The sequence below is a fragment of the Agrobacterium sp. LEGMi-208b genome (genome assembly GCF_059511785.1).
Map to the genome: position 1 here is coordinate 751,018 of NZ_CM183446.1, position 20,886 is coordinate 771,903.

General features: G+C 59.9%; 22 protein-coding genes. 2 read left to right on the forward strand and 20 right to left on the reverse strand.

Translation table 11 applies throughout. The annotated features are described in order from the left end of the window. Positions 1–145: 145 nt before the first annotated feature. The 19 genes from glmM to ruvC all read right to left on the reverse strand — a co-directional run bounded on the left by glmM (position 146) and on the right by ruvC (position 16,383). Positions 146–1,498 carry a phosphoglucosamine mutase gene (glmM, locus tag AC5YUO_RS18160; RefSeq protein ID WP_003523248.1) on the reverse strand — a complete coding sequence of 451 codons (1,353 nt, stop codon included), beginning with the start codon at positions 1,496–1,498 and terminating at the stop codon, positions 146–148. A 189-nt stretch (positions 1,499–1,687) separates the two neighbouring features. Beyond that, positions 1,688–3,634 carry an ATP-dependent zinc metalloprotease FtsH gene (ftsH, locus tag AC5YUO_RS18165; RefSeq protein ID WP_400813778.1) on the reverse strand — a complete coding sequence of 649 codons (1,947 nt, stop codon included), beginning with the start codon at positions 3,632–3,634 and terminating at the stop codon, positions 1,688–1,690. Between the two features lie 154 nt (positions 3,635–3,788). Further along, complete coding sequence (tilS, locus tag AC5YUO_RS18170; protein ID WP_496156235.1) at positions 3,789–5,126, reverse strand: tRNA lysidine(34) synthetase TilS; 1,338 nt, start codon at positions 5,124–5,126, stop codon at positions 3,789–3,791. Positions 5,127–5,153: 27 nt separating this feature from the next. Then, positions 5,154–6,164 carry a tol-pal system protein YbgF gene (gene ybgF, locus AC5YUO_RS18175; RefSeq protein ID WP_496156236.1) on the reverse strand — a complete coding sequence of 337 codons (1,011 nt, stop codon included), beginning with the start codon at positions 6,162–6,164 and terminating at the stop codon, positions 5,154–5,156. A 158-nt stretch (positions 6,165–6,322) separates the two neighbouring features. Next, entirely contained in the window at positions 6,323–6,856 is a 534-nt protein-coding gene (gene pal / locus AC5YUO_RS18180) for a peptidoglycan-associated lipoprotein Pal (protein WP_003506243.1), read from the reverse strand. Between the two features lie 211 nt (positions 6,857–7,067). Further along, positions 7,068–8,375 carry a Tol-Pal system beta propeller repeat protein TolB gene (gene tolB / locus AC5YUO_RS18185; protein WP_400813768.1) on the reverse strand — a complete coding sequence of 436 codons (1,308 nt, stop codon included), beginning with the start codon at positions 8,373–8,375 and terminating at the stop codon, positions 7,068–7,070. Positions 8,376–8,395: 20 nt separating this feature from the next. Continuing rightward, complete coding sequence (tolA, locus tag AC5YUO_RS18190) at positions 8,396–9,565, reverse strand: cell envelope integrity protein TolA (protein WP_496156237.1); 1,170 nt, start codon at positions 9,563–9,565, stop codon at positions 8,396–8,398. 9 nt (positions 9,566–9,574) lie between these two features. Then, positions 9,575–10,033 carry a protein TolR gene (tolR, locus tag AC5YUO_RS18195; RefSeq protein WP_003523240.1) on the reverse strand — a complete coding sequence of 153 codons (459 nt, stop codon included), beginning with the start codon at positions 10,031–10,033 and terminating at the stop codon, positions 9,575–9,577. A gap of 52 nt (positions 10,034–10,085) precedes the next feature. Further along, positions 10,086–10,805 carry a protein TolQ gene (gene tolQ / locus AC5YUO_RS18200; RefSeq protein ID WP_003523238.1) on the reverse strand — a complete coding sequence of 240 codons (720 nt, stop codon included), beginning with the start codon at positions 10,803–10,805 and terminating at the stop codon, positions 10,086–10,088. A 261-nt stretch (positions 10,806–11,066) separates the two neighbouring features. After that, positions 11,067–11,507, reverse strand: a complete 441-nt coding sequence (gene ybgC / locus AC5YUO_RS18205; RefSeq protein WP_065656478.1) for a tol-pal system-associated acyl-CoA thioesterase — start codon at positions 11,505–11,507, stop codon at positions 11,067–11,069. Beyond that, on the reverse strand, positions 11,504–12,040 hold the full coding sequence (locus AC5YUO_RS18210) for an NUDIX hydrolase (protein ID WP_496156238.1): 537 nt from the start codon (positions 12,038–12,040) through the stop codon (positions 11,504–11,506). The genes ybgC and AC5YUO_RS18210 overlap by 4 nt, the downstream gene beginning before the upstream one ends. Beyond that, positions 12,037–12,561, reverse strand: a complete 525-nt coding sequence (locus AC5YUO_RS18215) for an NUDIX hydrolase (RefSeq protein WP_496156239.1) — start codon at positions 12,559–12,561, stop codon at positions 12,037–12,039. The genes AC5YUO_RS18210 and AC5YUO_RS18215 overlap by 4 nt, the downstream gene beginning before the upstream one ends. Further along, complete coding sequence (locus AC5YUO_RS18220; protein WP_496156240.1) at positions 12,558–13,139, reverse strand: DinB family protein; 582 nt, start codon at positions 13,137–13,139, stop codon at positions 12,558–12,560. Before AC5YUO_RS18220 ends, AC5YUO_RS18215 begins: the two co-directional genes overlap by 4 nt. A 36-nt stretch (positions 13,140–13,175) precedes the next feature. Continuing rightward, positions 13,176–13,394 carry a hypervirulence associated TUDOR domain-containing protein gene (locus tag AC5YUO_RS18225; RefSeq protein WP_496156241.1) on the reverse strand — a complete coding sequence of 73 codons (219 nt, stop codon included), beginning with the start codon at positions 13,392–13,394 and terminating at the stop codon, positions 13,176–13,178. Positions 13,395–13,446: 52 nt separating this feature from the next. Beyond that, positions 13,447–14,487, reverse strand: coding sequence for a Holliday junction branch migration DNA helicase RuvB (ruvB, locus tag AC5YUO_RS18230; protein WP_003523226.1), 1,041 nt, complete (start codon positions 14,485–14,487; stop codon positions 13,447–13,449). After that, positions 14,484–14,891, reverse strand: coding sequence for a type II toxin-antitoxin system VapC family toxin (locus AC5YUO_RS18235; RefSeq protein WP_496156242.1), 408 nt, complete (start codon positions 14,889–14,891; stop codon positions 14,484–14,486). The genes ruvB and AC5YUO_RS18235 overlap by 4 nt, the downstream gene beginning before the upstream one ends. Beyond that, positions 14,888–15,166: an AbrB/MazE/SpoVT family DNA-binding domain-containing protein gene (locus AC5YUO_RS18240; protein ID WP_003523219.1), complete on the reverse strand. Its 279-nt coding sequence runs from the start codon at positions 15,164–15,166 to the stop codon at positions 14,888–14,890. The genes AC5YUO_RS18235 and AC5YUO_RS18240 overlap by 4 nt, the downstream gene beginning before the upstream one ends. 55 nt (positions 15,167–15,221) lie before the next feature. Continuing rightward, positions 15,222–15,839, reverse strand: a complete 618-nt coding sequence (gene ruvA / locus AC5YUO_RS18245) for a Holliday junction branch migration protein RuvA (RefSeq protein WP_496156243.1) — start codon at positions 15,837–15,839, stop codon at positions 15,222–15,224. Between the two features lie 31 nt (positions 15,840–15,870). After that, positions 15,871–16,383 carry a crossover junction endodeoxyribonuclease RuvC gene (gene ruvC, locus AC5YUO_RS18250; protein WP_003523217.1) on the reverse strand — a complete coding sequence of 171 codons (513 nt, stop codon included), beginning with the start codon at positions 16,381–16,383 and terminating at the stop codon, positions 15,871–15,873. A gap of 245 nt (positions 16,384–16,628) precedes the next feature. On the opposite strand from ruvC, the gene AC5YUO_RS18255 reads away from it, so the two are divergent. Both AC5YUO_RS18255 and AC5YUO_RS18260 read left to right on the forward strand, forming a co-directional pair. After that, positions 16,629–18,935: a methyl-accepting chemotaxis protein gene (locus AC5YUO_RS18255; protein ID WP_496156244.1), complete on the forward strand. Its 2,307-nt coding sequence runs from the start codon at positions 16,629–16,631 to the stop codon at positions 18,933–18,935. Positions 18,936–19,078: 143 nt separating this feature from the next. Beyond that, positions 19,079–20,080, forward strand: a complete 1,002-nt coding sequence (locus AC5YUO_RS18260; RefSeq protein ID WP_400813744.1) for an LLM class flavin-dependent oxidoreductase — start codon at positions 19,079–19,081, stop codon at positions 20,078–20,080. A gap of 52 nt (positions 20,081–20,132) precedes the next feature. Here the strand turns inward: AC5YUO_RS18260 and AC5YUO_RS18265 are convergent, their stop codons facing one another. Then, complete coding sequence (locus AC5YUO_RS18265) at positions 20,133–20,879, reverse strand: YebC/PmpR family DNA-binding transcriptional regulator (RefSeq protein WP_400813741.1); 747 nt, start codon at positions 20,877–20,879, stop codon at positions 20,133–20,135. Positions 20,880–20,886: the final 7 nt, after the last annotated feature.

The following is a 20,886-nucleotide window of genomic DNA, read 5'->3' on the forward strand; positions in this document are numbered from 1 at the left end:
TGCCAGTGAACTGTTCAGTCATGGAGATTGACGTAAAATGGTTAAGTCCCGATTAACCACGATCATTCACTATATTTATTAGGAAATACTCAAAGAAAAAGCCGGCTGGAAAGCCGGCTTTTTTAGGCGTTACTGACGCTGCGGCTTATGCGGCCGAGCGGGCATTGGCAATAACACCGACGAGATCGTTGACGATCTGCTCCACCTTCGCGCTATCGTCGCCTTCCGCCATGACGCGGATCAGCGGCTCCGTACCCGAAGGGCGAATGACGAGGCGGCCATTATTGGCCAGGGCACTTTCCGCATCCGCGATCGCCTGCTGCACGACAGGATTTTCCAGCGGCTTGCCACCGGAGATACGGACGTTCTTCAAAAGCTGCGGCACCGGCTCGAACTTGCGGCAGACTTCGCTGACCGTAAGACCGGAGCGCTTGACCTTGGCGAGAACCTGCAAGGCCGCAACGAGACCATCGCCTGTGGTGCCGTAATCCGACAGCACGATATGGCCGGACTGCTCTCCGCCGACATTGAAATTGTGATTGCGCATATGCTCGACGACATAACGGTCGCCGACCTTGGTGCGGGCAAGGGTAAGGCCCTTGTCACCGAGGAAACGTTCCAGGCCGAGATTGGACATGACGGTCGCAACGATGCCGCCGCCGCGCAGCGTGTTGTCAGCGGCCCAGCTATCGGCGATAACGGCCATCAACTGGTCGCCATCAACGATCTCGCCGCGCTCGTCGACGATGATGACGCGGTCCGCATCGCCATCGAGCGCGATGCCGATATCGGCCCGCACTTCATGCACCTTCTTCTGCAGCGCTTCCGGGTGGGTGGAGCCGCATTCGAGATTGATATTGATGCCGTTCGGCTCATTGCCGATGGTGACGACTTCCGCACCGAGTTCCCAGAGTGCCGCGGGAGCCACCTTGTAGGCAGCGCCATTGGCGCAATCGATGGCGATCCGCAATCCGCTCAGCGTCACATCGCGCGGCAGGGTGCGTTTGACGAATTCGATATAACGGTAGATGTCGCCATCCACGCGCTTGGCGCGGCCGATCTCGCTCGGCTTGGCCAGCTGCGCATAGATATCCTTGTCGAGAAGATCCTCGATCTCCAGTTCCAGCTCGTCGGAGAGCTTGTAACCATCCGGTCCGAAAAGCTTGATGCCATTATCGGAGAAGGGATTGTGCGAGGCCGATATCATCACGCCGATATCGGCGCGCAGCGAGCGGGTCAGCATGGCGACGGCGGGCGTCGGAATGGGGCCGAGCAGGAAGACATCGAGGCCGGCCGCGGTGAAACCGGCGACCAGCGCGTTTTCCAGCATGTAGCCCGAAAGGCGCGTATCCTTGCCGATCACCACACGATGGCGATGATGGCCACGGCGGAAGATCGTCCCGACCGCAATGCCCACACGCATCGCCAGATCAGGCGTCATGGGAAAGACGTTCGATTGTCCGCGGATACCATCGGTTCCGAAATAACGGCGTGCCATTTGAACTCCAAATCTCTCGGGCATTCCGGCAAAAGCTGAAAACAGCCGGAAGCGTTTTTGGCTAGATGCCACAAACCACGATAAACAGCACGTAAATTAGCGCAAAAATGGCTTATATCTTGTTACCAAAATGAAAAGGCCACCCGGAAGCCCGGATGGCCTTTTACAATTTTCAGCTTGCGCGGGCGATCAGTGCGGCTGCGGCTCCATGCCGCCTTCCGCCTCGCCATCACCCTTTGCTTCGCTCGGGCCGTCCTTCTTGGTGCCTGCCTTCGGAACAGCAGAACCACGGCTGCCCGGAGAATCGTCGCCCAGATCGCGGGCGGGCTTTTCGCCCTTCAGCAGGGCCTTGATCTCGTCGCCCGTCAGGGTTTCGTATTCAAGCAGACCCTCTGCAATCGCAACGAAACCATCGTGGTTTTCCGTCAGGATGCGGCGAGCCTCGGCATAGGCCTCATCGATCAGGCGGCGAACTTCGGTGTCGATCGTCTGGGCCGTCGCTTCGGAGACATTCTTCGACTGCGAGACGGAATGGCCGAGGAAGACTTCCTGCTGGTTTTCACCATAGGAGACCTGACCGAGCGCATCGGAGAAGCCCCATTGCGTGACCATGGCACGGGCAAGCTTGGTGGCCTGCTCGATATCCGAGGACGCGCCGGAGGTGATGTTTTCCTTGCCGAAGGTCAGTTCCTCGGCAACGCGGCCACCCATCATGATGACGAGACGCGACACCATCCACTTGTAGCTCATGGAATAACGGTCGCCTTCCGGCAGCTGCATGACCATGCCGAGCGCACGGCCGCGCGGAATGATCGTCGCCTTGTGCAACGGATCGGCCACGGCAACCTTCAGCGCGGTGATGGCATGACCCGCTTCGTGATAGGCGGTCAGCTTCTTTTCGGCCTCGGTCATGGCGGAGGAGCGGCGTTCCGCACCCATCATGATCTTGTCCTTGGCGTCTTCGAATTCCTGCATGGTGACCACGCGCTTGTTGCGGCGGGCGGCCATCAGGGCTGCTTCGTTGACGAGGTTCATCAGATCCGCGCCCGAAAAGCCGGGTGTGCCGCGGGCCAGAACCTTGAGGTCGACATTCGGCGCCAGCGGCACGTTGCGGATATGCACCTTGAGAATGCGCTCGCGGCCGACAATGTCAGGGTTCGGCACGACGACCTGACGGTCGAAACGGCCGGGACGCAGAAGTGCGGGGTCAAGAACATCAGGACGGTTGGTGGCGGCGATGAGGATGATGCCTTCATTCGCCTCGAAACCGTCCATCTCGACCAGCAGCTGGTTCAGCGTCTGTTCGCGTTCATCGTTACCGCCGCCGAGACCGGCGCCACGATGGCGGCCGACGGCGTCGATTTCGTCGATGAAGATGATGCAGGGCGCATTCTTCTTGGCCTGCTCGAACATGTCACGCACGCGGCTTGCGCCGACGCCGACGAACATTTCCACGAAATCCGAACCGGAAATGGTGAAGAACGGCACATTGGCTTCACCGGCGACGGAACGCGCCAGAAGGGTCTTACCCGTGCCGGGCGGGCCGACGAGCAGCACGCCGCGCGGAATTTTACCGCCGAGGCGCTGGAATTTCTGCGGATCGCGCAGGAACTCGACGATTTCCTCAAGATCCTGCTTGGCTTCGTCCACGCCCGCGACGTCGTCAAACGTCACGCGGCCATGGGCTTCCGTCAGGAGCTTGGCCTTGGACTTGCCAAAGCCCATCGCGCCGCGCGAGCCGCCCTGCATCTGCCGCATGAAGAACAGCCAGACGCCAAGGATGAGGAACATCGGCAGAAGGGTGCCGAGATAGCTCAGGAAACCGGAGGAACCGTCGCTTTCGGGACGCGCCACGATGGTGACGTTCTTGCTCTGCAAGCGCTCCATCAGGCTGTCGTCGATAACGGGGGAATAGGTCTGAAAGGCCGTGCCGTTTTCGGTGTAGGTTCCGAGAACCCGGTTACCGGTGACGGTCACGTCGCGAACTCGCCCGGAATCCACATCGCGAAGAAACTGGGAATACGGGATTTCCCGCGAACCCGTTTGCGTCGGCGACGTCTGGAACATGCTGAACAACGCGATCAGCAAGAGGGCAATCACGGCCCACAAGGCGAAATTTCTGAAATTTGGGTTCATCGAACTCCCCGAACTCACACGGGCATATCTGCTGCCCGCTCTTACGTGCCCCTAACATAAGGACGACATATGCCGTTGCCAAGGCAAAGCGCATTATCTGATGCGTTTTGGTGTAAAAACTATTCCATGGCAATTCACGAAAAAGAGGCCGGATTTAAACCGGGGGCTGTGGATAGGCCGCCCGTCCGAATAAATTGGCGATTGCATTCGCCAACTCAAGGTCGAAACGCGGCAGGAAAAGATCGAAAGGTGCGAGCCTCGGCGTAACGGTGACGGCCTCCTTCAGCAAAACCGGCCCATCCGCCGCGGCGGCAATTTGCGGCAGACCCGCCATCGCCTGTTTCGCCACCCCGGCCGGTACTGACGGAAAAAGCGCGGCCGCTTCCGCAGCATCGCCGGCTCTGCGCGCTTTGACATGGAGTGGAAAAGCCGATGCGTTCTTCACGAGGAACCGATCGTCCCACAGTCCTTGGTCATTTGCGCCAATATGAAGCTCCGGCAGGTTTCGCTGCTCGCGGAACATATAAAGCCCGTCCCGCCGGCGATCGAGCAGGACGCGACCGACCGTCAGTCGCCCGTTTTCAGCCGTTTTGAGAAACCGCAAAACGCGCTCCATGCTGCTTGCCCCCGGAAAATATGCCCTTCCGCCAAGGGTGACGATCAGCGCCGCCAGCCCATGCCGGAACTCGGGACGATCGGGTGTGACGCCATCGTCGGCCAATCTGGCAAGAGCGGCATGGAAGACCCGCGTATGATCGCGCAGGAAAGCGGCCGTTGTTTCGGAAAGCGCCTGCCTTTTGAGAGAGGTTTCCGCATCGATCCGAGCGGGGGAAACGGGAAGCGCCTGCCGTATACGCACCCTCTCATATCGGATGTTCTCATTGCTCGGATCGTCAAACCAGCCGCGCGAGCGGGAAGACACATAGTCGCGGATCTCCTGCCTCTCACACATCAGGAACGGCCGCATGATCCAGTGGCGACTATCGTATAAGACCGCATCCGCCATGCCGGAGAGACCGAGATTGTCAGAGCCGCCGCTGCGGGCGGCACGCATCGCAACGGTTTCGCGTTGGTCGCCGACGGTATGTCCCGTCACAACAAGATCAGCGCCGGTCTCGCGGGCGACGTCGGCAATCAGACGGTAGCGGGCAAGTCGGGAAGCTTCGGAGAGGCCGGAGGCCGGTTTGGCGCCGTCCCATCGGCGGGTGACGTGTGGGATGCCTAGTTCAGCGCAGAGCATCGCCACCTTGCGCGCCTCATCGGCGGATTCCGCTCTCAGCGCATGGTCGACCGTGACGGCGGAAAGGCGCAAGCCATCCCGATCCATCTCCGCCATTGCCTCGTGCAATGCCAGCAACAGACCGGTGGAATCACTGCCTCCGGAGATTGCGACTAGGATATGGGCGGGTACGTGGAGATTTTTGACAAAAGACCTCGCCGCTTCGAGCGGCGCAACAATCTTTTCGTTCAGAATGCGGGCATCAACCGGCATGGAAATACCCGCCATCGCAGGGGAAAATCAGCAGCTCAGCCGTTTCTGCTCGCTGGCAACCTTGCTCAATACGGTCTTCGAGGCATTGGGATAACGCTTCGGCACCTCGCGCAGCGTGGCGCAGGCGGTTTCGGTGTTGTCGAGCGCTGCAAGAGACATGCCGAGCTTCATCAGCATTTCAGGGGCCTTCGGAGATTTGCCATAGGCCTGATGGCCGTTCAGGAAGGTCTTCGCCGCCTCATTGAACTTGCCCTGGGAATATTGCGCCTCACCCAGCCAGAAGCTCGCATCCGCGGCCTTCGTGCCCTTGGGATAACCCTGCAGATACTGCTGGAAACCCTGTTCCGCCAGTTTGTAGTCGCCGGAAAGCACATGGCCATAAGCGGCCTGATAGATATCGCCTTCGCTGGTCAGAGCCGCCGTATTGACCGGATCGGTCTTGCGGGTGCCGTTACCGGTGGTGACGCCCGGAAGGCTGCCGGAGGAATTGTTGGCGCCCTGGTTCAGCGTGCCGCCAACCGGCATGCCCTTGGAATCAAGCTCGATGGAGCCAAGCGTCGTTTCTCCCGGCGCGCCCGTCGGGGCGCTGGAGGACGCAGGCGGAGAAACGGAAGCGCCACCCTCGGGTGGCGTTTCGATGATCGTTGCAACGTCGTCGGTCGGCGGTGAGGCCGGATTGACCGGACTGGCTTCCGCCTTCTTTTTCGGTGCAGCGGTCGGGCTTGCACCCTTGCCACCGCCGCTTTCCAGTTCCTGGAAGCGGAACTCGTTGTCTTCCTGCGCCTTGCGGATCGTTTCCTGCATCTGCAGAAGCTGGAAGCTCATTTCTTCGATACGGCCGTTGAGCTGCCGGATCTGCTCTTCAAGCTGCTGAACCTTATAGGCTTCATTGGCCTGAACCCGTACAATCGGGGGCTGCTGAGAGTTGATCGTGCCGAAGCTACCCCCCGCACCGAACAGCGGACCCGAAACGGCGATGCCGCTCAAGCCGGTGCAGGCTGCAAGCCCCAGCATTCCCGCCACGACAAGTTTCTTCATCTCATTCGTCCTGCCTTAACTGATTTGCACCGGAATGGCGCAAGCCGGATTTTTTCCATATCAACCGAAAAAGCAACTTAACTTCGGCCAAACTATGAAAAAAACAAAAGGCGGCCCGAAGACCGCCTCTCATTCACGTTCACAATAACGTCAGGCAATCACATGCCCGCGCCACCGAGAACCGTCACGGCGCGGCGGTTCTGCGACCAGCAGGAAATGTCGTCGCAAACCGCGACCGGCTTTTCCTTGCCGTAGGAGATCGTCTTCATGCGGTTTGCCGGCACGCCCTGGGAAGCCAGGAAGTCGCGGGTTGCAGCCGCACGACGGGCGCCGAGAGCCAGGTTGTATTCACGCGTACCGCGTTCGTCGGCATGGCCTTCAACGGTGATGGCGTAGTTCGGGTAACGGGCCAGCCACTGGGCCTGGCGCTGCAGGGTCTGCTGGGCGTCGGCGCGGATCGAGGTGGAGTCGGTGTCGAAGAAGATACGGTCGCCGACATTGACCGTGAAGTCCTGCTGGGAGCCCGGCGTTGCGGAGCCCGCGCCACCGAGGCCGAGTTCACCGGCGCTGTTCGGCATGTTCTTCTTGTTCGCGCAGCCTGCGAGAGCAAGCGCGAGCGTCATGGCGATGACAGCCGGGTTACGGGCCAGTTTCTGCATGGGGCTGAGTGCCGAAATGTGTGTACGGCTCATCGCCGGTCTCTCCTTAGGATTTCAATAACGTTGCCGGACACTAACGGATCGCGGTTAATAGCCGGCAAACGCTTATGGTTAACAGAAAGGAAATGTCCCACTTTTTTGCTCCCTCACAACACTTTGCGGCAAGAAAGAGGCGCACTTCCCCATGGTATCAAGTAAAACACAACGGCGCCGGTTCAAGCCGGCGCCGCCATGGCAGTCCATATCAGTCCAGAAGCGGCGACCATGCCGGATCCGAAGCAAATGTCGGCGTCTTGATGAGCTGTTCGTTATAGCCCGTCAGGTCGATCGAATAGAGCTGCGGACCACCCGCACCGGCGTTCTGACGGAAGAACATCAGCACGCGGCCGTTCGGCGCCCAGGTCGGGCCTTCATTGTGGAAACCGCTGGTCAGGATGCGCTCGCCCGAACCGTCGGTCTTCATCACGCCGATCGAGAACTTGCCACCCGACTGCTTGGTGAAGGCGATCAGATCGCCGCGCGGCGACCAGACCGGCGTGGAATAGGAACCATCGCCGAAGGAAACGCGCTGCTGGCCGGAACCATCGGCATTCATCACATAGATCTGCTGGCGGCCGCCTCGGTCGCTTTCAAAGGCGACGCGCTGTCCGTCCGGCGAATAGGAAGGCGCGGTATCGATCGCCGCCGTATTCGTCAGGCGTGTCGTGGTGCGCGAGCGCAGGTCCATGGTGTAGATATTGGCGTTGCCATCCTGCTGAAGGCTCATGATGACCTTCTGACCATCCGGCGAGAAGCGCGGCGAGAAGGTCATGCCGGGGAAGTTACCGACGACTTCACGCTGTCCGGTTTCCAGCTGCAGCAGGTAAACGCGCGGCTGCTGGCCTTCGAAGGACATGTAGGTGACTTCCTGACGGTTGGGCGAGAAACGCGGCGTCAGAACGATGTCGTTCGAGTTGGTGAGGTTGCGGACGTTGAAACCGTCCTGATCCATGATCGACAGCTGACGCTTGCGGGCTGTCTTCGGGCCGCTTTCGGAGACGAAAACGACGCGGGTGTCGAAATAGCCCTTTTCACCGGTAATACGCTCATAAATGGCGTCCGCGATGATATGGGCCACACGGCGCCAGTTTTCCGGCTGGGTAAAGAATTGCTGGCCGGTCATCTGCTGATTGGCGAACGTATCCCAAAGACGGAATTCGGCGCGCAGGCGGCCATCGCTTTCACGCGTGACACGGCCGGTCACGAGCGCCTGAGCGTTGATGACCTTCCAGTCTTCGAAACGCGGCTGCTGATCCGGATTGCTGATCTTTTCGATGAAGGCGTTCTTGTTGACCGGCGCGAAAAGACCGGAACGCTGCAGGTCGGCGGCAATGACCGCGGAAACCTGCGCGCCAATGCCGTCGCTCGACATGAAGTCGGTGATGGCGATGGGCAGCGGCTCGACATTGCCCTTGTTGATGTTGATTTCCACCCGCGCAAAAGCCGGTGCGGAGAAAACCGACATGAGGGCCGCGACAGCGAGCACCAGCCGGATCGGCGAAAATATCTTCATGTTGCCAGGCCTTTCAGCATTCATAGCAATTCACTGGGATCGAAGTTCACGACAACTTCGTTCCATGCGTCATATTTGTCGGCAGGAAGGTTGGTGAACGGAGCAGAACGCATGATGGCGCGATAGGCTCCGCCGGAAAGAGCACGACGCGTCCCTTCGGAACCGCCGGTCGCCTCGATCTCGGGCCGACCGATGATGGTTCCATCACGGTCGAGCTTCATGGTGACCCGGACGCGAACGTCCGAGGCATCCGCCATGCCGGGGATGATTTGCCAGTTCTTCTGGATCGCACCGCGCAGCGCATCCATTTCCGTCTGGCTGAGCGTCGAACCGCCCGTCGTCTTCTTGCCGCCAAGCGAGGCCTGCTGGGTGGAGCGCTTGGCGCCGCCGCCCGAGGGCGCCTGCTTGTTCAAAAGCGCGGCGATATCGTCAGCGTTGAAGTCGCTTTCCTTCGAGGAAGCCGATTTCGCAGTCTCCTGCTTCTTCTCGCCGGGCTTCTTGTCGGAAGGCTTGTCCGTGGACTTCGCCTGATCGGGCTTGGTCTCGGCCGGTTTTTCCGCGGGCTTCTGCTCGGCAGGCTTGGTCTCAGCCTGCTTCGGCTCTTCCGGCTTTGGCGGCTCGGGACGGGAGTTCGGACGCGGCACGTTCTGCGGCACGGGTATTTCGGCCGGTTCCTGCTGCGCGGGCGGCGGCTCTTCGGCCTTGGTTTCCTGCGGCGGCGGTTCCGTCTTCGGCTGCGGCGCGATCTCAGGCTTGGTCTGCGGCAAGGCGGCCATTTCCTGCGGCTTCGGAGCCGAGGTTTCTTCCTTGACGATTTCCTTTACCTCGTTCGCCTTGGTGTCGACGACCGGCTGCGGCTTTTCCTGCTTTGGCGGAGCGGCCGCGCTGATATTGTCGTTGGGCTTGGTGGTCGGCGTCGGCGGCGCTTCGATATCGGCTGTGTTGTTGCCGACGTTCTGGGCGTTTTCGACAATATCCGGCCGCGTGGTCGGGACCGGGGCTGACTTCTCCGCTTTCGGCGCGTTCTTGTCGCCCTGCTGGATCTGGCTCAGCTCCTCGATGGGCACCAGTTCCACCGGCAGGGCCTCGGCCTGCGACACGTCAAGCGGCTCCGGCGAGCCCAGGGAAACGAGGGCGAAAGCCAGAAGCGACGCATGCACGATCGCGGATGTGGTAAGGCTGCCCTTCATCGTTTTACGTCAATTGTCCTGTTTCTGCTGGGTCACAAGGCCGATATTCTTGAAGCCCGCCGCCTGGATGCGCGCCATCACATCGGCAACGACGCCGTAAGCGGCAACGGAATCCGCGCGCACGAAGATACGCTCGTTATAACCTGTGGTGGCGATCGCCTGCAGCTTGTCGGCCACTTCGGCCGCCTGGATTTCGGTTTCCTGCAAATGGATCTGGCCATTGGCATTAACGGAAATCGTGATCGGCTGTGTATCCGAATTCAGCGCATTGGCGGATGTCTGCGGCAGATCGATCGGCACGCCGACCGTCATCATCGGCGCGGCCACCATGAAGATGATAAGCAACACGAGCATGACGTCGACGAGCGGCGTCACGTTGATCTCGCTGATCGCCCCGCCCCTGCGCCGTCCGCCGCGCCCCCGGCGTCCACCGGAACCGCCGCCGCTGCCACCTGCTGACATACCCATACCATCTACTCCATTTTGCCTTGCGGCAAATTACTGCACAGCATGCGGCCGCTTACTGGGCGGCCTGCCGCGTCTGAAGTTTTTCATCGATCTGGCGCGACAGGATCGCGGAGAACTCGTCGGCGAAACCTTCCATGCGGGCGGAAAGCTTGTGCGCGTCGGCCGTGAACTTGTTGTAGGCGATAACCGCGGGGATAGCCGCGACAAGGCCGATGGCCGTCGCCAGAAGCGCTTCGGCGATACCCGGCGCCACGACCGCAAGGTTGGTGGACTTCGAACCGGCGATCGCCTGGAACGAGGTCATGATACCCACAACCGTACCGAAGAGGCCGATGAACGGACCGGCCGAACCGATGGTGGCGAGCGAACCGAGGCGCGCCTCGTATTGTTCGCTTTCACGCGCCATGGTCACGTCCATCGCCCGGTCGATACGCATCTGCAGACCGATGGGCGAGCGTGCGCCGCGTTCGAAGGATTTCTTCCATTCGCGCATGGCGGAAACGAAAATTGCCGCAAGACCGCCATTCTGGCGTTCCGCCAGCGTGCGATAAAGCTCTTCGAGCGACTGGCCCGACCAGAAGACCTGTTCGAACTGATCGAACTGGCGTCTTGCCTTGCCGAAGCTCACATATTTGTCGAAGACGATCGCCCACGTCCAGACCGAGGCGGCGATAAGTCCGATCATCACGAGCTTCACGATGAGGCCCGCCTGCATAAACAGTGCCCAGAGACTTACATCGTGCGTCGCCGCTGCCAAACCTGCCTGTTCCATAAATATCCAATCCCCGAATCCAAACGCCCGGTACGGGACCGGGCGATTCAAACGCGTGTTAACGCTCGAAGTCCTGCGGCAACAGCCGCCAACCCCTTAGCCATACCCCGATACTTGCCAGTAAGCCTTACTTGCCAATAAATTTGGTGAAAGGAAGGCGTGCGCCGCACAAATGCCAGTTGCTAAAGTAAGACACCATTATGGTTAAAGGAGTGTTACAGCAGGGCCACGCCGGATGGATTTACTGGATGCGGCCGCCAATTACTTCAGGAATTTTTCCGCAACCGTCTCCGGAAGCCGCCTCGGGCGACCATTGGCGTTGATGACGGCGATGATGACCTTGGCGGCGACCAGCAGGGTTTCACCACGCCGGATTTCCTGATTGAGCACCATTTTCGCGCCGCCGGCTTTCTCGGTGATGGTGGTGATCGTCAAGACGTCATCCATCCGCGCCGGGCTTTTGAAATCGATCTCCATGCGATGCACGACGAAGACCAGACCTTCCTCGTCAGCGGTCAGAAGCGCGCTTTGTTCGCAGCCGAGGCAGCGCAGGTAGTCGGTTCGGCCGCGTTCGAGAAAATGCAGATAGCGGGCGTGATAAACGAGGCCGGAAAAATCCGTATCCTCGTAATAGACGCGCTGCGTCAGGCGGTGGCCATGTTCGATAAGCTCACCCGAAAGCGAAACCACAAGCTCGCTCATATTATCTCCTTGAGAATTGCGGCCGCATCGGAACGTCCTTCGCGGACGATAAGATGCTCATGCCGTTGCGGCAGCGCCTCGATACGCTCCGCGATGAAACGGGGCCTCAGATCGCTCTTCAGAAGCGCGGAAGGCTGCGCTGGCAACCAGCGGAACTCCACTTCGACGCCATCCAGCACCCGATGCACGATATCGCTTTCATGGAACGGCAGGGGCTGGCGAAGCGAAACGAGATAATAAAATCCGAGTTCATGCGCCGCAAAATCGTCATAGGCGAAAAAATTTTCGGCCGACCAGAGAAGACGCTCGACCGAACAATCCCGGTCAAGCTCCTCGCCGATCTCACGGATAATGGTTTCCTGCGAACTCTCGCCGATTTCGGCCCGCCCGCCGGGCAAGGCCCAGTAACGGTCCTTCGCGCCGCGCTGGACGAGAACATGACCGTTCTGAAAAATCAGCGCCGCCACGCGCATGCTGAAAAGCTGCGGTTTCCGGTCCAGCCGGATCATGTGGCGTTCAGGGGCAGCGGTCATTTATCGTCCAGATCGCCGTCATGCCAGACGAGGTGTCTCGTGGCCTTCGGCAGATGCTCTATTTCGTCGGCGATGAAATAGGGCGGAATATCAAGCTCCGTCAATGCCTGCCGCGTCGCCGCAACCCAGCGGAACTCCAGTTCGTTGTCGCCGTCCTGAACGCGGTGGATGATATCGGTCGGATGAAAGGCCAGCGTCTCCGGCAGGTCCATCAGGTAATAAAATCCGAGTTCGTGCCAGTCCCTGCCTTCGTAGTGGAAGAAATTTTCGACCGCCCATAAAAGCCGCCCGACCTTGGCCTCGACGCCAAGCTCTTCCACCATTTCGCGCGCCAGCGTTTCTTCGGAGCGTTCGCCCATTTCGGCACGGCCACCCGGAAAGGTCCAGAATTTTTCATGCGACGCCCGATGCACCAGCACGTGACCATCGCGAAACGCCAGTCCCGCCACCCGCATCTGGAAAATGCGCTTCGGCTTGAACTTGATGCGGATGCGGGTGTCCTGCTTGGTATCGTGTGTCATGGTGTTGGCCTGCGGGCTGGAAACATCAAATCGGTCTCCGTCCACCCTAACGCATCCATCGCGTCTTTTCTCGCCTTTGCATCATCTCCCACAATGAATTCATCCAGTTGCGGTGGCTTGACCTCGGTGCCGGACAACATCGCATGCGCCTGCCCGCGATGATGCGTCTGGTGCTGGAGGAGATGCGACAGAACATCGTCGCAGCGATCCTGCTGGATGCGCGCGCCACGATGGATATTGACGGCGGCGGCGAGGCCTTCTTCATCGAGACTGTCGACAAATGCGATCAGCACCTCGTCCAATTCCGTCTGGGCGACACGCAGATCCGCCATGGTGGCGAAAGGCTCCTCTTCGGCAAAGGCCGCAAGGCCGAGTGTGCCGCCCTGCAGGGCATCGATATAAAACCGGTCGACGGTGTAGATGTGGTTCAGCGTCGCGCGCAGCGTCGGAAAGAAACTGACACGGGAGGCGACGAACGCGTCCTGCGAAAGCTGAAGGCAGGACTGATGCAGCCGAAAATTGGCCAGCCGGTTGTTACGCGCGAGTTTGCGGAAAACCCGCAACGGATCGTAAGACATGAAGGTTCCTCCGTTGCCGCCGAAGGACGGCGTCGTTCAATCGACGCGCTCAAGCTCCGATCTGCTTTTCAGAACCTTCGCGCCGTCTTCCTGTTCGATCAGATAGGCAGGCTCCCGCCTGCTCGCTTTCCGCTTTATTCTGGAGCCGGAAATGGTGCGTTCGACATCATCCGTGAAAGTCTCGACAATCTTACCTTCACCGGTGCCATTGCCCCAGTTCCACCGGACCTTCATGCCCTTGCGATATACCGCCATGATCATCTCCGTGCCAAAGACGATCAAATGCCAACGCACCGGGCTTGTTCCCTCAATCCTCCTCCAGCGTCAGCCGGAACTGCGCCGCCTCGATATCCTTTGGCGGCTGCATGCCCAGATGTTTCCAGGCCGTGCCGGTCAGAATGCGGCCGCGCGGCGTGCGCTGGATGAAACCCTGCTGGATCATATAGGGTTCGATAATATCCTCGATCGCATCGCGAGGTTCCGAAAGGCCGGCGGCGATGGTCTCGATGCCAACCGGGCCTCCGCCGAAATTGACCGCGATCATGGTCAGATAACGCATGTCGAGCTGGTCGAGGCCCATTTTGTCGACCAGAAGCCGCGTCAAAGCCTCGTCGGCGATCTCACGGGTAACGGCTTCCGCCCGCGCCACCTCGGCGAAATCACGCACGCGGCGCAATAGCCGTCCGGCGATACGCGGCGTGCCACGGGCACGCCTTGCCACCTCGCGCGCGCCCTCGTCGGTCATGTTCAGCCCCATCAGCCGTGCACCGCGCCGGACGATCAGCTCCAGCTCATCGACCGTGTAGAAAGCCAACCGGACGGGAATGCCGAAACGGTCGCGCAGCGGCGTCGTCAAAAGCCCAAGACGGGTGGTCGCTGCCACAAGGGTGAATTTGGAAAGATCGATCTTCACCGAGCGCGCCGCCGGTCCTTCGCCGATGATGAGGTCGAGTTGGAAATCCTCCATTGCCGGATAGAGAATTTCCTCCACCGCCGGATTGAGGCGGTGGATTTCATCGATGAAGAGCACGTCGCGCTCCTCGAGATTGGTCAGAAGTGCGGCGAGATCGCCCGCCTTGGCGATGACGGGGCCGGAGGTGGATTTGAAGTTGACGCCAAGTTCCTTGGCCATGATCTGCGCCAGCGTGGTCTTGCCGAGACCGGGCGGGCCGACGAACAACACGTGATCCAGCGCTTCGCCACGGTTCTTGGCCGCCTCGATAAATACCTTGAGATTGGCGCGGGCCTCCGCCTGGCCGGTAAAATCGTCCAGCGATTGCGGGCGCAGGGTGGTGTCGATGTCCTCACCGCGCTTTTCGGGGGTAATCAGCCTTGCCGCATCGCTCATGTCAGAAGTTCCATTCCGGGCAGCTTGCGAGCAGCCTTTTTATCAAACGTATATGTCGCCACGCAGCCATTGACCCTGTTGCTTTCCGATACAATCGCGTCAGAAAAATCCGCATTTGTATTCCGGCATATGTCGATGGCATTGCCAATCGCCTCATAATCCGGAATTTCCAGTTCCCGCCGCTCAAGTATAAGCTGGAAAAACTCCAGAACGGCACTTTTGGGATAACCGTAGAACTGGCCAAGTACCCACGCCGTCTCCAAAATCACAGCAAGACTTACAAGCAGGGTTTCTCCGTCTTCAAGCCGTGTAAGAAGACGCTTTACCGTTTCTTTTTGTTCGACATCATCATCTACCACGATGCGTAGCAGAATATTCGTGTCTATTCCGAAACGGCTGGTCATTCGTCTTCCGTCTTACCCGTAGAACGCTTATATCGCGCAACCGCTCCCTCACCAATCGCGTCATTCATCTGCTCGACGGTAAGCTTTTTGCCATTCGGAGGTTTACCAAGAATTCCGGCCAGATCGGCAAGAGATTTATTGCGAGGGACAACGATCATCTCCCCATTACGAACCCAGGCGTAACATTTGTCGCCAGGCTTGATTTTCAATTGTTCGCGCACGTTCTTGGGAACTGTCATCTGCCCTTTGGAGGTGATTGTCACCTGAAAGCCCATGCTGCTGCCCTTTTCTTACTTTCCACCCATTGTAAGGAATTTAGCATTAAGCGCATCAACGCGAAAGCTCTTTCAGCCCGAGCCGGATCAGCTTGGCGCTGTCGCCGCCCTCCCCGCCGTTCTTCAATGCGGCGGCAACCGCATTGGCGGCCTGGTCACGCGAATAGCCGAGATTGGTGAGCGCGGAAACGGCATCCGCCACCGGCGCGGATGCAACGCCTTCGCCAAGCTCCTGCTTGAGGCCGATCGAGGCGGAAGCCTCTCCGGCAAAGGCAGGCGCCTTGTTGCGAAGCTCGGTCACAAGACGCACCGCCACCTTCGGCCCGACGCCTGGTGCCCGCGAAATCATCACCTTGTCCTGAAGCGCGATGGCATTGGCCAGTTCGGAGGGCGACAGCGTGGAAAGAACGGCCAAAGCCACTTTCGAGCCAACACCCTGCACGCTCTGCAACAGGTTGAACCATTCCCGCTCAAGCGCCGAGAGAAAACCGAAGAGCTTCAGCTGGTCCTCACGCACATAGGTCTCGATGAACAGCACCACCGCCTCCCCGACGGAGCCGATTTTCGACAGCGTGCGCGCCGAACAATAGGCGACGTAACAGACGCCGTGCACATCCACCAGCACGTAATCCGCGCCGATTTCCTCGATGTTGCCTTTCAGTTTTCCGATCATGATGCCGCCCGCTGCAATGAGACTTTAATATTCAACCGGCCGCCAGCAGTCGCCGCATCCTGTCGCCGCCGCGATTATGGGCGTGGCAGATTGCGATGGCGAGCGCGTCCGCCGCATCGTTACCCTTGAATTCGGCCTTCGGCATCAGGATTTTCAGCATCATGTGAATTTGCTGCTTTTCGCCGTGCCCGACGCCGATCACGGCTTTCTTCACCGCGTTCGGTGCATATTCAAAGACCGGCAACCCGGCGCGCGCCGGAACCAGCATGGCGATGCCGCGCGCCTGACCGAGTTTCAGGGTCGCAACCGCATCCTTGTTCACGAAGGTCTGTTCCACTGCCGCTTCGTCAGGCTGATGGCTGTGCACGATATCCGCCAGCCCGTCATGCAGCTGGCACAGGCGGGAGGCGAGATCCATATCGCCATCCGACGTCACCGTGCCGGAGGCGACAAACCGCAGGCTGTTGCCGAGGGTGTCGATCACCCCCCAGCCGGTGCGCCTTAATCCCGGGTCAATGCCGATGATTCGAATCGTCTTTTGCATGAGGCACCTTATCTTTCCGGTTGCGACCCTGCCAGCGATAAGTGAACAAAACGACAACATTCATCAAATTTGCAGTGCAGCATTTACCTCTGCTTAAACCGCGTGTCGCATTGTTCTCGCAAAATCAAAAAGGGGAGCTGCGGACATGATGATCCGCAGCACGATAGTTTCGCCATATCAGCCGTCCGATGGCGCCATCCGTGCATGGCGTGGGAACTGATCCGGCATTGGGGACTGCATCGGCCATGCTGAACCGTTTTCATTCCATATCCACCAAGGTGCTGGTGATTTTCCTGGCGCTGATGGCGATCTCGACCGGGGCTCTGACACTTCTCGGTTATCAGAGCAGCAGCGGCGTTCTTGAGGAACAGGCGTCGAAATCCATGGAAAGCATTCTCGTCTTCCGCGGCGACATGCTCCAGGAACGCCTTGAACAGCTGAAGGTGCAGGCGGACTCCATCGCCAAGATAGAAGCCCTGCAGATGGCTGTCGTCTCCATGCGCAGCGGCTGGGCCACCGTGCAGAAGAATTCCGGCGACGCGAAGGCGGAACTGCAGCGTGTCTTCGTCAAGGAGAACCCCTTCGGCGAAAAAGAAAAGCTGATCAAGCCGGAAAGCCCGAGCGGCTTTTATTATTCGACCCATGAGAAGACCCAGACGGATATCGGTGGTTATCTGCAGGGAACGCCATTCAGCGACGTTCTCTTCATCGATCCGGCCGGCACGGTCTATTACTCCTATCTTAAAGGATCGGCTTTCGGGGAAACCGTCACCGGCAGCGCCTGGGCGGAAAGCGGCCTCGGCGCGGCCTTCGCACGCGGTGCCGCGAATGCCGAAAAGGCCGTGAACGATGTGGCGCAGACCAGCTTCTCCGGCCTGCGCATCGATGCCGCCACGAAAGAGGCTAGCATTTACTTCGGCGTTCCGGTCGTCAAGTTCGGCGCGTTCAAGGGCATCGTTCTCTTCCGGGTCAAGGAAGGCGTCTTCAGCCAGATTCTCACCAAGGGTGTGACGGCCGGCAGTTCCGAACAATCCGCGATCATCTCCGCCGATGGCAAGGTTCTCGGCGTTGAGGGCGAAAGGCTGGTCAGCCTTGACCCGGCCATCTACGGTTTCCATGGCGCGGCTCTGAATGCGACGGGCATGACCGTCGCCAAGATCGACCGCGCGGATGGCGAAGCCAATGCCTATGCCCGCCCCTTCTCTTTTGCCGGGGAAAAATATCTCGCGGTGGAAAGCATGCTGCGCAGCGAGTTGAATGCCGGCTCCATCTCGATCGCCGGCACGCTTGCCGTCATCGGCCTCTGCGTTCTCGCCGCCATGTGTGCTGCGACGGCCTTTTTCGCACGGCGCCTTTTCGCCCCGCTGGAAAAACTTGCCGGCCTGACCGGCGAAGTGGCGGCCGGGCGTCTCGATGCCGAAATCGGCAATCAGGACCGCAGGGACGAGATTGGCCGCATGGCGTGCGCGCTCGGCAGCTTCCGTGAAAAACTCATCCTGCAGCGGGACATGGAGGAGACCGCATCGCGCACGCGGGAGGAAGCCGAAACGGCGCGGCGCGCCCATCTTGCGGAACGGGAGGCCGAGGCCGGCACGCTGCAGATGGTCGTGCGTTCCCTGGATGCGGGGCTGGACCGGCTGGCGAACGGCAATCTCGCCTATCGCATAGAGACCATCTTTCCGGACGATCTCGAAAGCCTGCGCCACAATTTCAATACCGCGCTTGCCCGGCTCAGCGAGACCATGGAAGCGATTGGCGGCAACTCCGCCGCCGTTCGTGGCGGCTCCGAGGAGATGCGGGTGGGCGCCGACCAGCTGGCGGAACGCACCGAGCGGCAGGCGGCCTCCATCACCGAAACGGCAAGCGCCATCAAGGCGATTACCGAAGCGGTCCGCGACCAGATCGAACGCGCCGAACAGGCAACGCGGATTGCCCGCGATGCCAGCACGGAGGCAACGGCATCGAGCCGCGTGATGGAGCAGACCATCGCCGCCATGGAGGCAATCCAGACCTCGTCGCGTCAGATCAACCAGATCATCGGCGTCATCGACGAAATCGCCTTCCAGACCAACCTCCTTGCCTTGAATGCGGGTGTCGAGGCGGCCCGCGCGGGCGACGCCGGCAAGGGTTTTGCCGTCGTGGCGCAGGAAGTGCGTGAACTGGCGCAGCGTTCGGCAGCCGCCGCGAAAGAAATCACCAGCCTTCTGAAGCGCTCCACCGACGAGGTTTCCGCAGGCGTGGCGCTGGTGGAAAAGGCGGGTGCTTCGCTGAGCGGCATCGGTAAGCATGTGCAAACCATCAGCACGCGTATCGAAGAGATCATGGAGTCTACCCGCGAGGAAGCGCACACGCTTTCGGAAATCAACAGCACCGTCACCAGCCTCGACACCATGACCCAGCAGAACGCCGCCATGGTGGAAGAAACGACGGCCGCGATTCACAATCTCGCTTCCGAAGCGGGTGAAATGGATGGCAGGCTCGGACAGTTCGTGCTGGCTTCGGAAACCGCGGCGGGGCGTCACGAAAGCCGGCAATTCCGGCGGGCGGGCTGAGGCGGCTCAGTCAAGAAAGACAGGGGCCTCTCCGGAGGCCCCAATTTTTTTGAACCATCCTTCAATTCTGCGCGACTTCTCTGGTAAATCGGGACACGCGCCTTACATCCGCAGCAAAGACTTAAACTCTGCAGGAGCGTCGGATGATCCCCTTTTCCATTCTCGACCTTTCACCCATCGGTGAAGGCGAGAGCGTCAGCGAGGCGCTTGAAAATTCCCGCCGAATGGCGATCAAGGCCGAAGAACACGGCTATAACCGCATCTGGCTGGCGGAGCACCACGGCATGCCGGGCATTGCCAGTGCTGCAACATCACTCGTCATTGCCCATGTGGGCGCGGCCACGAAACATATTCGCGTCGGTTCCGGCGGCATCATGCTGCCCAACCACTCCCCGCTCGTCATCGCCGAGCAGTTCGGCACACTTGCCGCACTCCTTCCCGGTCGTGTCGATCTCGGTCTCGGTCGCGCTCCCGGAACCGACATGCGCACGGCGCGGGCGTTGCGCCGCAATCTCGATGCCGGCGCGGAAAATTTCCCGCACGATATCGTCGAACTCCAGCGCTATCTCGGCCCGCCGCAACAGGATCAGGCCATTCTCGCCGTGCCGGGCATGAATTCCAATGTCCCGCTCTGGCTGCTCGGCTCCAGCACCTACAGCGCGCATCTCGCCGCAGCCCTCGGCCTGCCCTATTCCTTTGCCTCGCATTTTGCCCCTGACATGCTGATGGAGGCGATCCATATCTATCGCGAGCGCTTCCAACCTTCCGAGGTGCTGGACAAGCCCTATGTCATGGTGGGTGTGATGGGGGTCGGCGCCGATACGGACGAAGAGGCGCAGCATCTCTTCACCTCCTCGCAGCAGCAATTCGTCAACCTGCGCCGCAATGTGCGCACACAGTTTCCGAAGCCGGTGCATAACATGGACGATTACTGGAACGAGATGGAGCGTTTCTCTGTCGAACACACATTGCGTTTCGCCGCCGTCGGCTCACCTGAGACGATCCAACGTCATCTCGACGGTTTCCTGGCGGAAACGCAGGCGGATGAGCTGATCGTTTCCATGCCCATCCATGACATCGAAAAACGGCTGCGGTCGGTCGAGATTTTCGCCGACGTGCGGACCTCCATAAAGAAGGCCGCCTAAACAAAAAGCCCCGGAGCGGATCGCTGCCGGGGCTTTTTTGAAACATGAGACGTCAGGCGGAAAGCTTGGCGAGAATTTCTTCGGACACTTCGAAGTTGGAATAGACGTTCTGCACGTCGTCATCGTCTTCGAGATTGTCGATGAGCTTCATCAGCGACTGCGCCTTTTCTTCATCCACCGGCACCGTGTTCTGCGCCTTCCAGATGGCCTTGACGCTTTCGGCTTCGCCCAGCACGCCTTCCAGCGCCTTGGAAACCTCGTTCATCGCTTCGAAACCGCAAATGATGGTGTGGCCGTCTTCGCTGGATTCGACATCGTCGGCACCGGCCTCGATGGCGGCTTCCATGACCTTGTCGGCATCGCCGACTTCAGCCTTGTAGGAGATTTCGCCGACGCGGTCGAAAGAGAAAGAGACCGAACCGGTTTCGCCAAGAGCGCCGCCGGCCTTGGTGAAGATGGAGCGCACGTTGGAGGCCGTGCGGTTGCGGTTGTCCGTCAGGGCCTCGACGATAACGGCAACGCCGCCCGGGCCGTAACCCTCGTAGCGGACTTCGTCATAGTTTTCGCCATCGGCGCCGGACGCCTTCTTGATCGCACGCTCGATATTGTCCTTCGGCATGGACTGGGCCTTGGCGTTCTGGATCGCCAGACGCAGGCGCGGGTTCATGTTCGGGTCGGGCATGCCCGTCTTTGCCGCAACGGTGATTTCGCGCGCAAGCTTGGAAAACATTTTGGACCGCACGGAGTCCTGCTTGCCCTTGCGGTGCATGATGTTCTTGAACTGTGAATGACCAGCCATGGAAAAC